This is a genomic window from Halorubrum tibetense, from assembly GCF_042661865.1.
Classification (GTDB): domain Archaea; phylum Halobacteriota; class Halobacteria; order Halobacteriales; family Haloferacaceae; genus Halorubrum; species Halorubrum tibetense.
Genome location: NZ_JBHSWW010000072.1, coordinates 1 through 10,003 on the forward strand (window position 1 = coordinate 1; position 10,003 = coordinate 10,003).

Annotated in this window: 11 protein-coding genes; 1 reads left to right on the forward strand and 10 read right to left on the reverse strand. The window is 68.5% G+C overall.

Features of this window, described 5'->3' with window-relative positions; translation table 11 throughout:
* Window positions 1-209 (reverse strand): DUF7858 family protein (locus ACFQEU_RS06945; protein ID WP_465261118.1); only part of this gene is annotated, 209 nt, incomplete at its 3' end.
* A gap of 162 nt (window positions 210-371) precedes the next feature.
* Between ACFQEU_RS06945 and ACFQEU_RS06950 the strand changes: the two genes are divergently transcribed.
* On the forward strand, window positions 372-1,298 hold the full coding sequence (locus ACFQEU_RS06950) for a transcription initiation factor IIB (protein ID WP_379780618.1): 927 nt from the start codon (window positions 372-374) through the stop codon (window positions 1,296-1,298).
* A gap of 344 nt (window positions 1,299-1,642) precedes the next feature.
* Here the strand turns inward: ACFQEU_RS06950 and ACFQEU_RS06955 are convergent, their stop codons facing one another.
* The 9 genes from ACFQEU_RS06955 to lysW form a co-directional block, all read right to left on the reverse strand.
* Window positions 1,643-2,557 carry an HFX_2341 family transcriptional regulator domain-containing protein gene (locus ACFQEU_RS06955; RefSeq protein ID WP_379780620.1) on the reverse strand — a complete coding sequence of 305 codons (915 nt, stop codon included), beginning with the start codon at window positions 2,555-2,557 and terminating at the stop codon, window positions 1,643-1,645.
* Window positions 2,558-2,646: 89 nt separating this feature from the next.
* Complete coding sequence (locus tag ACFQEU_RS06960; protein ID WP_379780622.1) at window positions 2,647-3,000, reverse strand: hypothetical protein; 354 nt, start codon at window positions 2,998-3,000, stop codon at window positions 2,647-2,649.
* 159 nt (window positions 3,001-3,159) lie between these two features.
* Window positions 3,160-4,059, reverse strand: coding sequence for an ornithine carbamoyltransferase (argF, locus tag ACFQEU_RS06965; RefSeq protein WP_379780624.1), 900 nt, complete (start codon window positions 4,057-4,059; stop codon window positions 3,160-3,162).
* Window positions 4,060-4,142: 83 nt separating this feature from the next.
* The gene (locus ACFQEU_RS06970) at window positions 4,143-5,324 is read right to left on the reverse strand and encodes a [LysW]-lysine hydrolase (RefSeq protein WP_379780626.1); all 1,182 of its coding nucleotides are present in this window, start codon (window positions 5,322-5,324) and stop codon (window positions 4,143-4,145) included.
* Complete coding sequence (locus tag ACFQEU_RS06975; RefSeq protein WP_379780628.1) at window positions 5,324-6,451, reverse strand: aspartate aminotransferase family protein; 1,128 nt, start codon at window positions 6,449-6,451, stop codon at window positions 5,324-5,326. The genes ACFQEU_RS06970 and ACFQEU_RS06975 overlap by 1 nt, the downstream gene beginning before the upstream one ends.
* Window positions 6,448-7,425 carry an acetylglutamate/acetylaminoadipate kinase gene (locus ACFQEU_RS06980; protein ID WP_379780630.1) on the reverse strand — a complete coding sequence of 326 codons (978 nt, stop codon included), beginning with the start codon at window positions 7,423-7,425 and terminating at the stop codon, window positions 6,448-6,450. The genes ACFQEU_RS06975 and ACFQEU_RS06980 overlap by 4 nt, the downstream gene beginning before the upstream one ends.
* Window positions 7,422-8,519 carry an N-acetyl-gamma-glutamyl-phosphate reductase gene (argC, locus tag ACFQEU_RS06985; RefSeq protein ID WP_379780632.1) on the reverse strand — a complete coding sequence of 366 codons (1,098 nt, stop codon included), beginning with the start codon at window positions 8,517-8,519 and terminating at the stop codon, window positions 7,422-7,424. The genes ACFQEU_RS06980 and argC overlap by 4 nt, the downstream gene beginning before the upstream one ends.
* Window positions 8,516-9,412, reverse strand: coding sequence for a lysine biosynthesis protein LysX (lysX, locus tag ACFQEU_RS06990; protein ID WP_379780634.1), 897 nt, complete (start codon window positions 9,410-9,412; stop codon window positions 8,516-8,518). Before lysX ends, argC begins: the two co-directional genes overlap by 4 nt.
* A gap of 41 nt (window positions 9,413-9,453) precedes the next feature.
* The gene (gene lysW, locus ACFQEU_RS06995) at window positions 9,454-9,642 is read right to left on the reverse strand and encodes a lysine biosynthesis protein LysW (protein ID WP_379780636.1); all 189 of its coding nucleotides are present in this window, start codon (window positions 9,640-9,642) and stop codon (window positions 9,454-9,456) included.
* Window positions 9,643-10,003: the final 361 nt, after the last annotated feature.

The window sequence follows — 10,003 nt, forward strand, 5'->3', positions numbered from 1 at the left end:
CCCGCCTCTTCGGCGGTGTCGGCGACACTCCGCCCCGCGGTGTATGCGTCCACCAGCGTCGCGGTCGCTGCCGCCGTACACGGCAGCGCGTTCTCGTGTGCGCGGAGCCGGTCGACGAGCGGCGTCTCCGTGTCGTCCGCGACGACGACCCCCCGGTCACGCTGGACCGTCGTCACCTCCAATCCGGCCGCGATATCCGACAACGTCATGCCATCCGATGCCACCCACCTGGTCATAAAACCACCGTACTCCGTCGGGGTCGACGGCAGATCACCGACCGATAACCGGTCGGTCCAAGCGCGGCGATCCGGCCGATCACCCCCCGATCCACCGGGGTTTAAGTAAGGCATCGGGACCGAGGTTCAGTTGTGATGAGTCAGGCACGTCCGACCCACGTCCGCTCGAACCGCTCCGAGACCACCGACGCCACCCAGATCGATACGGTCGACCAGTGCCCCGAGTGCTCCGGTCGGACCCGGGTCGAGAGCGCGGAACGGGTCTGTACGGAGTGCGGACTTGTCGTCGAGGCCGACCGCATCGACCATGGCCCCGAGTGGCGGTCGTTCGCGGACGACGACACGAACCCGAAACGTACCGGCGCGCCGCTGACACGCTCGCGTCACGACCGCGGACTCTCCACGGAGATCGGTCGCTCGACCCGTGTCAAGGGTCGCAAGCGTCGACGGCTCGCCCGCATGCGCACCCAACACAACCGCGCCCGGATAGCCACGAAACGCGACCGCAACAAGGTGTACGCCTACACGGAGATCCGCCGACTCACCGGCGCGCTCGAGCTCCCGACGAGCATCCGCGACACCGCCTGCACGCTGTTCGACTCCGCCCAGTCGGAGAGCCTCCTCCGCGGTCGCTCGCTGGAGGGGTTCGCATGTGCCTGCGTGTACGTCGCCTGCCGGACCGCCGACATCGCCCGCACGGTCGACGAGGTCTGTGCGGCGGCCAAAGCGAGCGAGGCCGAACACCGGGCGGCGTTCGACGCGATGAACCGCGAGCTCGGTCTTCCGATCGGGCCCACCTCGCCCGTCGAGTACCTCGCCCGGTTCGCCTCCGAGCTCGGCTGCTCCTCGGCCGTCGAGCGCCGTGCACGCGAGCTCGCCGACCGCGCCGTCGAGGAGGGGATCGCGAACGGTCGGAATCCGGTCGGCGTCGCCGCCGCCTGTCTGTACACCGCGGCTCGCAAACACGACACCGAGTGCACCCAACAGGACGCCGCGGACGTCGCCGACGTGACGCCCGTGACGATCCGCCGGACGTACGTGGATCTGACGAGCGAGGAGTGAACGCGCCTGACCTACGTGGTGGAATGAACGATCTCGACGAACACGTCGGGTCGACCGCCTCGACGGCGAGTGCCGTCTCGTGACGCCGGAAGCGACCGCGACGGGCGTCAACGGGGACCGTCGCGTCCGGAGGGACCGGCGGAGGGCTGATGGAGGGCCGATCGAGAGCCGATGGAGGGCGGCGGCCGCCTCCCGACGTCACGCATCTGAACACAGGGACGGTTCCCGGTTCTACCTTAGTCGTAAACAATCCGGACAAACCGTACAATCCGTATCGAACGAATAAGACGTTCGTTCAGCGTAATTCGGGCGGCTCCCAGCGTTCAGCGTAGCTCGAGCGGCGCTTACTCGTCGAGCTTGTGTTGGAACGCGAAGAAAACGCGTCGGCCGATTCCCGTCAGATGCACCGTGTCCGACCGCCCGACCGGTTCGAGCTCGACGTATCCCCGGTCGCGGAGCGGGTCGAGCACTCGCGTCTCTAGGGCCCGGTACTTCGCCGTGCGGCTCTCGCCGGCCTCCTTGAGGAACGCGAGCTCGCGACCGCGCGCCCACTCGATCAGGTTCCACTTGTCCGTCGTTCGGTCCTCGTTCGATCGCTCGTACAGCCGGCCGAGGACGGCGACCTGGTCGTGTGTGGGCGCGTCCATCGGGTACAACGGAAGGTCGACGGTCCGCTCGACCCCCGCGGTGAGCGGCTCCTCCCGCACGTCGTGGTGGTGGGTCTCCGGCTCGACGCTGTACGGGCGCGCGCCGACGATCATACACGCCATCGCGACCCCGACTGCGGCCACCCGCGGTCCGGTCGACACGTTCGCGAACAGCCTGTCGCGTCCGGTCCGGTTCCCTCCGTGTCCGTTCCGATCGCTGTCGTGTACGGTCGTGTGACCGCCCCGGCCGCTGCCGGAGCCGTCGCCCGCCCCGTGTCGGGCGGCGACCGTCGTCGTCACCCCCAACACGTCGTACACGTCCGCGAGCTCGACGGGGAGCGCCCGGACCTCGGCGAACTCGTCGAGGGTCTCCCAAGCGTCACGCTGGTAGTCGGTCAGCGCGTTCGGGTCGACCCGGGTCGCCCCCGGGTCGTCGAAGTCGACGTCGAAATCGACGGCACCACGCTCGCCTGGGCGATCGGGGGCGTCCGCGAGGAGGTAGACGACGTCGGCACGGTGACGGCGGAGGGGTTCGACGATGCGGTCGCGTTCGTGTCCCAGCGGTACGATGTGGACGCGACGCTCGGACACGCGGGGGGCCGTGACGTCCATGAGTTTCACATCGACCGAACCGATATAAAAGACACCACTCGCCCGACCGACGCGTTCGAGCGCACGGTCGAGCCGGTGGCCGTCCAGAGTTAAACGCCTGGAACGCCGAACGCGCCGATACCGAGTCTGAAGATAGAGTTGACGACGAGAAGCACGAGGAGCGCGGCGACCCACGCGCCGCCGCCGATGACGGCCGCCTTCACCCAGCCACCCGGGTACCGCCAGTTGATAACGCCGACCCACACGACCAGCGCGATGACCGGGCCGACGAGCGGGACCCACGACGTGAGCGCCCAGCCGAGCGCGCCGAGGAGCGCGGTGACCACGGCGTGACTGTAGTCGTTGACGTCGACGACGAAGCGAGCGCTGAGGTAGATGGCGAGCCCACCCACGAGCAGAGCGACGACGAACGCGACGATCGATCCGATGAACGGGATCGGCATGGAGGATCGTTCACGAGGAACCGTATAAAAGGACGGCAGACGCGGTCGCCTCTCGTCGCGATCGACAGTCGTACCGCGTTTCGATCCCTTCCGGAACGGCCGACGGAACGCCTGCCATCCGCGTCCGCGCGGCCGCGAGCGGAACGACCCCGTCGCCGGCTACGCGTCACCGAGCAGCTCGACGAGCAGCGCGTTCTGTGCGTGCATCCGGTTCTCCGCCTGGTCCCACACGAGCGCCCGATCGGACTCCAGGACGTCGTCGGTGATCTCCTCGCCGCGATGGGCGGGCAAGCAGTGCATCACCTTCGCGTCGGTGCCGTCGAGCAGGTCGGCGTTCACCTGGAAGCCGTCGAAGGCGGCGAGCTTCTCCGCGCGCTCGTCCTCCTGTCCCATCGATATCCATACGTCCGTGTACACGATATCCGCGCCGTCGATGGCGGCCGCGGGGTCGGTCGTCGGCTCCACCTCCGCGCCGAAGGCAGTCGCCCGCTCGAACACGTCCGGGTCCATCCCGTAGTCCGTGGGGGTCGCCACCGACACCTCGATCCCCGCCATCGCGGCGCCGACGACGAACGACTGTCCGACGTTGTTGCCGTCGCCGACCCACGCGACCGTGGCGTCCTCGCCGACCGTCTCCCGGATCGTCAGGAGGTCGGCGAGCGTCTGACAGGGGTGTGCCTCGTCGGTGAGCCCGTTGATCACGGGGCAGTCGGCGTTCCTGGCGAGCGTCTCGACGTCCTCGTGGTCGAACAGCCGGGCCATCACGCCGTCGACGTAGCGGCCGAGCACCCGGGCGGTGTCCCGGAGGGGCTCCCCGTGACCGAGCTGGATGTCGTCCGGCCCGAGGAACATCGCGTGGCCGCCCAGCCGCGTCATCCCCGTCTCGAAGGAGACGCGGGTTCGCGTCGAGGGTTTCTCGAAGATCATCCCGAGCGTCGCGTCCGTGAGTCGGGGAGCCGTCTCCCCGGCCTTCATCGCGGCAGCGCGGTCGAGCAGCGCGTCCAGTTCGGCGGGCGTCACGTCGTCGATATCGAGGAAGTCGTCGGTGGCGAGTGGCATTGGTGTCGGTGGATGTGTCGTCGTGTACGGTTACGTGTGAGCGTTCGATGTCGAAAACGCGCGCCGCGGCGGAGCCGCGACGCCTACCGTCGGTCTCGGCAGACGTCGCTCAGAACGGTCGTCGCGCGGTCCAAGTCGGACAGTGGCAGCCGCTCGTCCGGCGCGTGGTCCAGGTCGGAGTCGCCGGGACCGTACGTCACCATCGGACAGTCCCAGGCGGCTGCGAAGAGGTTCATGTCGCTGGTTCCGGTTTTGCGGATCAGCCGAACGTCACCGCCGGCGTTCCGGATCGCGACGCGGAACGCCCGCGCCAGCGCCGTCCGCGGGCTCTCCATTACCGGCGGGATCGGCTCCTTCCAGTGGACCGATCCGGTCGTCAGCTGCGCCTCGGCGAGCTCGTGGATCTCGTCGACGGTCCGGTCCGGAGGGACGCGCAGCTGTACGTCCATCGTCGCCTCGACGGCCAGCCCGTCGTCAGTGAGCCCGCCGTCGATGTCGACGGGTTTCGCCGTCACCTGCTCGAACACCGGCGTGTCCGGGTCGTCGGGATCGAACGTCTCCTCCACGTCGTGCCACCAGTCGATCGCGTGCTGGATGGCGTTCGGCTCCGGCCGCGAACTGTGCCCGGACTCGCTGGTGTTCACGTACGTCCCGGCGAGGAACCCCCGGTAGCCGAGCGTGATCCCGTCCCAGCCGGACGGCTCGCCGTTCACGACGGTCTCGGGCGCGTCGCGGTCCTCGACGAGGAAGCGCGCCCCACGCGAGCTCGTCTCCTCGCCGGCGACGCCGACGAACGAGACGCCCGTCCGCACCGCTGCGACCGCCATCGCGACGAGGGGGCCGGTAGCGTCGACCGTTCCCCGCCCCCAGAGCACGGGCTCGCCGGGCTCGCCGATCGGGTCGTCCTCGGCGGCCGGCGTGACTTCGACGGGGATGTCTCCCGGTACCGTGTCGACGTGCGAGGTGAGGAGAACGGCGTCGTCCGCGGGTGCGCGAACGTTGCCGACCTCGTCGATCCACGCCTCCCGGCCGTTGGCCTCGAAGAAGTCGACGAGCCGCTTCGCGGCCTCTTCCTCTTCACCCGATGGTGACGGGATGGAGACCATGTCGTACAGCAGCTTTCGAGCCGGCGTGTCACACGCTGCGGGGTAGCCTCCCCCGGCGACGACGTCGGTACCCGCCGCCGCAGACTCGTCAGCGGTCGACGCGGTCGCCGAATCCTCCGTGTCGACCGCGTCCGATTCGCGCTCCGTCTCGGTCGACATCATTCCACCACCTCTTCGATGGCGCCGACGACCGCGTCGGCGTGCTCGCGCTCGATCGTCAGCGGCGGGAGCAGACGCAGCACGGTCCGGCCCGCGGGCAACGCGAGGATCTGATGGTCGATAGCCAGATCGCGAAGCAGGCGGTTCGAGCCGCGTTTCACCTCGATTCCGATCATCAGGCCGTCGCCACGGACCTCGCGGATGTCGTCGCCGAGGCGCTCCTCGAGCTCCTCGCGGAGGTACGCGCCGACCTCGGCTGCGTGTTCGGGGAGCCCCTCGCGCTCGATGACATCGAGCGTCGCCCCTGCCGCCGCCGAGACGACGGGACCGCCCGAGAACGTCGAGCCGTGGTTCCCGCAGTTCTCGGCGATCCAGTCGCGACACAGCGTCGCGCCGATCGGTAACCCGCTGCCGAGTCCCTTCGCGGTCGTCAGGATGTCGGGCACGACGCGATGGTTGTCGGCCGCCCACAGCGACCCGGTGCGGCCGAGTCCGGTCTGGATCTCGTCGAGGATCATCGCCGTCCCGTTTGTCGCCGTCGCGACGCGAACCGCCTGCAGGTACTCCGTGGAGACGGGATTGATCCCGCCCTCGCCCTGTAGCGGTTCGATGATCACCGCGGCGGTCTCCTCGCCTATCGCCTCCCGCATGGCATCGATGTCGCCGTAGTCGACGAACTCGACCCCGCCGGCGAGCGGTTCGAACCCCTGCTTGTACTTCGTCTTCCAAGTGGTCGCGAGCGCCCCCATCGTCCGGCCGTGGAACCCCTGTTTCGTCGCGACGATCTTCTCGCGACCCGTCGCGTGCCGGGCGAACTTCAGGGCGGCCTCGTTGGCCTCGGTCCCCGAGTTACAGAGCCAGACGTTGTCGACGTCGACGGGGCCGGCCTCGGACAACTGCTCGTACAGCGCTGTCCGCGCCGCGTGTGGGTACGACGCTTGGACGTACATGAGATCCTCCAGCTGGCTCGTCGCGGCGTCGACGACTTCCGGGTGGCAGTGTCCGACGGGGGTACACGCGTAGCTCGCGCCGAAATCGAGGTACTCGGTCCCGTTCGTGTCGGTGACCGTGACGCCGTCGCCGCTGGCGATCTCGATCGGTTTCTCCGAGAAGACGAAGCCGCTCACGCGGGATCACCTCCGTCGGTCTCGACGGTCGCGTCGCTTTCGTTCGCCGCCTCCCCGAGCGCCGACCGCTCGATCGTCGTTCCAGCGCCGCCGAGCGCGGCGACGATCGGGTCGTTGACGTTGGCGTCCGCGACGACGACACGCCCGGAGCCTCCCGACAGCGCTTCCTTCGCGGCCATTATCTTCTTGCCCATGAACCCTTCCGCGGCGGCTTCGACCGCCGCCAGTTCGTCGGGCGTCGTCGCCGCCTCGATCAGCGTGTCGGGGTCCTCGGGGTCCGCATACACGCCGGCGACATCCGTCAACAGGACGAGGTCGGCGTTCAGCGCGCTCGCGACGGCGGCGGCTGCCCGGTCCGCGTCGGTGTTGACGGGTGTGACGCCGCCATCGCTCTCCGTCCCCTCCATCGGGGGCGACACGACGGGGGTGTAGCCGTCGGCGAGCAACCCCGTGAGGAGGTCGGCGTTCACCGACTCGATCCGGCCGGAGTGCTCGCCGCGCCGGATCTTCTTTTTTCCGTCCTCGATCACGCGGATAGCCGACTTCCGAGGCCCCGAGAGGAGCCCGCCATCGACGCCGCTCAGCCCGACCGCGTCGATGCCGGCCTCGCGGAACAGCGCCGTCAGCTCGGTGTTGAGCGTGCCGGCCATCGCCATCGTGAACGCCTCCATCGTCTCCGCGTCGGTGAACCGACCGGTGACACCGGAGGCGGACTCGACGTACTCGGGCTCCATCCCGAGCCGCTCGATAGTCTCGTCGACGACGGTCGAGCCGCCGTGAACGACGACGACCCGACGCCCGTTGGCGGCGAGGTGGGCGACGTCGCCGACCGCCCCGGCGGGGTCGACCGCCTTCGCGCCGCCGATCTTGACCACGACCGGAGGCTCGTCCCCGGTCACGGCTCCGGCGTCCGTGTCGCTGCCGTTATCGACGAGCTCATCGGGGTCGGCGTCGACGTTCGTGTCCCCGCTCATGGCGACCCCACGGGATGTAATCCGTCGAACTCCAACCCGGCGGTCTCGGGCAGCCCGAGCGCGACGTTCGCCGCGTGGACCGCCTGTCCGGCCGATCCCTTTGTCATGTTGTCGATAGCCGAGAAGACGACGACACGGCGGTTACCGGGGTCGAGCTCGAAACCGACCTCGCCGTGGTTCGTCCCCGCGACGGACTTCGGTTCGGGGTAACGGTACACGCCGCCGCTGCCGGACACGATCCGCATGAACGGCTCGTCGGCGTACGCGCCGCGGTACGCCCCCCACAGGTCCCCCTTCGAGACCGGCTCCTCGGGGAAGACGTGACACGTCGCGCTCGCGCCCCGCACCATATCCACCGCGTGAACGGTAAAGGAGACGGAGAGGCCGAGATACGCCTCGATCTCCGCCTCGTGGCGGTGGCCGGTGGGCGCGTACGGCCGCACGACACCCGACCGTTCGGGGTGTGAGGAGGCCGCACCGCCGCCAGCGCCGCCCTCCGAGGACCCGACCTTCACGTCGACGACGACCTCGCCCGTCTCGGGGCCGAGGACGCCGGCGTCCACGAGCGGCTTGAGCCCGAGGATCGTCGCTGTCGCGTTACAGCCGCCCCCGGCGATGAGATCGGCCCCCGGGAGGTTCTCCCGGTTGATCTCGGGGAGCGCGTACTCGGCGCGTTCTAAGTACTCCGGCGCGCTGTGGCCGTCGTACCACTCGTCGTACAGCGCGGCCTCCGGGAGCCGGAAGTCGGCGGAGAGGTCGACGACGGTGTCGGCGGTCTCGACATACTCGTCGATCCGCTCCATCGAGACGCCGTGCGGCGTCGCCGAGAACAGCACGTCCACCGGTTCGAGCTCCTCGGGGCTTGAGAAGCGCAGATCGAGCCCGCGCAGGTTCGGATGCGAGCGACCGACGGTCATGTTGTCGGCCGACCGCGACGTCGCCTGCACGACCTCGAAGCTCGGATGGCCCGCCAGGATCCGCAACAGCTCGCCGCCCGTGAAGCCCGTTCCGCCGATAACGCTGGCAGTGTACGTCTCGGTGGTGGCCTCGCCGACGGGTGAGTCCGGGTCGGCGGCGGTTCCCTCACCGGTCATACCACGACCTCGTCCGAATCGGCGTCGTCGGTTCCCGCCGCGGCCTTCGTCTCCAGCCAGTCGACGACTTTCGCCGGGACGTCGACCTCGCTGGCCTCGTTCAGCGCTTTGAACTCCACCGTGTGGTTGATCTCGTGGACCGTGTACCGGCTCGACCCCGCGCCGCCGACCTCCATCAGGTCGACGCCGAGGAGACCGTCGCCGACCGCCGCCGACGCCCGTTCCACGATGTCGAGCGCGGTTTCGTCGAGCTCGAACGACTTCGTCTCGCCGCCCTTCGCGGCGTTCGTGAGCCAGTGGTCCGACGAGCGCGTCATCGCGGCGACGGGGTCGCCGTCGGTCGCGAGCACACGGATATCGCGTCCCGGCTTGTCGACGAACTCCTGGATGTAGAACACTTTGTGCTCGTAGTGACCCAGCGTCTCCTTGTGTTCGAGGATCGCCTCGGCGGCGCTGCGCGTGTCGATCTTCGCCATCAGCCGGCCCCACGACCCCACGACCGGTTTGAGTACGCACGGGTAGCCGAACGACTCGATCGCCTCCATCGCCGACTCCTTCGTGAACGCCACTTCCGTCTCCGGCGTGGGGATCCCGGCCTCCGCGAGCGCCAAGGAGTTCTTCGCCTTATCGGCACATACGTCGGCCGTCTCCGGCGAGTTCACAACCGGCACACCGTAGCTGTCGAGAAACCGCGTCGCGTACAGCGAGCGGCTCGTCGAGAGACAGCGATCGACGACCAGATCGAGGTCGTCGACCGCCGCGGTGGTCGACTCCAAACCGAACCGTTCGCGGCGCACGTCGATCTTCTCGACCTCGTGACCGCGGTCACGGAGCTCGGTGAGCAGCAGCTTCTCGTCGCGGCGGATGCGCGAGTAGAGGATCCCTATGTGCATGTCGACCACTCGCGTGTCGCGACCGCGTGGCTCGTCACCATCTACTCTCCCCAGTCCTCCTCGAGTTCGGGCGCCTCTTCCAGCACGACGGGGTCCAGCGAGATAACCTCGAGCTCGGTCCCGGTGACCGGGCTATCGATGATCTCGCCGACCTCGACGTCGGCCGGCAGCTCGATCTCTTCGCCCGTGATCGGGTCTTCGGCGAACAGTGGGTCGGTGTCAGTCGTCATCGTACGTTCTACTCCACGCCCGACCGGGTTAAACCCTTCGAACTCATATTATTACTTACACTACGTAAAGTAGTCTCTAACGGTGCAAAAGCGCCCTAAACCGCCAATGCGAAATCTGATATAAGATTTCAGTTATGTATTGTCCCCGAACGGGGACGGCGGTCGGCCCGGGACCGAGCCGACCGTTTTCGGGATCGGTCGCCGTGGTCGGTCCGTGTGGCACCCGCCGGGGACGGCTCCCCACGCTCCCACGTCGCGGTCGTCGGCGCGGTCACACATACTTCTCCACCTCCGCATCGAGATCGTCGGCCGCGGCCGCCAGCGCCTCGCGCCGGTCCGCGAGACCGGCTTGGTCGGCATC

Excerpts from the sequence above, each read along its gene's own strand:
- ACFQEU_RS06950 (WP_379780618.1), top strand. The coding sequence starts at position 372 with ATGAGTCAGGCACGTCCGACCCACGTCCGCTCGAACCGCTCCGAGACC.
- ACFQEU_RS06955 (WP_379780620.1), bottom strand. The coding sequence starts at position 2,557 with ATGGACGTCACGGCCCCCCGCGTGTCCGAGCGTCGCGTCCACATCGTA.
- ACFQEU_RS06960 (WP_379780622.1), bottom strand. The coding sequence starts at position 3,000 with ATGCCGATCCCGTTCATCGGATCGATCGTCGCGTTCGTCGTCGCTCTG.
- argF (WP_379780624.1), bottom strand. The coding sequence starts at position 4,059 with ATGCCACTCGCCACCGACGACTTCCTCGATATCGACGACGTGACGCCC.
- ACFQEU_RS06970 (WP_379780626.1), bottom strand. The coding sequence starts at position 5,324 with ATGTCGACCGAGACGGAGCGCGAATCGGACGCGGTCGACACGGAGGAT.
- ACFQEU_RS06980 (WP_379780630.1), bottom strand. The coding sequence starts at position 7,425 with ATGAGCGGGGACACGAACGTCGACGCCGACCCCGATGAGCTCGTCGAT.
- argC (WP_379780632.1), bottom strand. The coding sequence starts at position 8,519 with ATGACCGGTGAGGGAACCGCCGCCGACCCGGACTCACCCGTCGGCGAG.
- lysX (WP_379780634.1), bottom strand. The coding sequence starts at position 9,412 with ATGCACATAGGGATCCTCTACTCGCGCATCCGCCGCGACGAGAAGCTG.
- lysW (WP_379780636.1), bottom strand. The coding sequence starts at position 9,642 with ATGACGACTGACACCGACCCACTGTTCGCCGAAGACCCGATCACGGGC.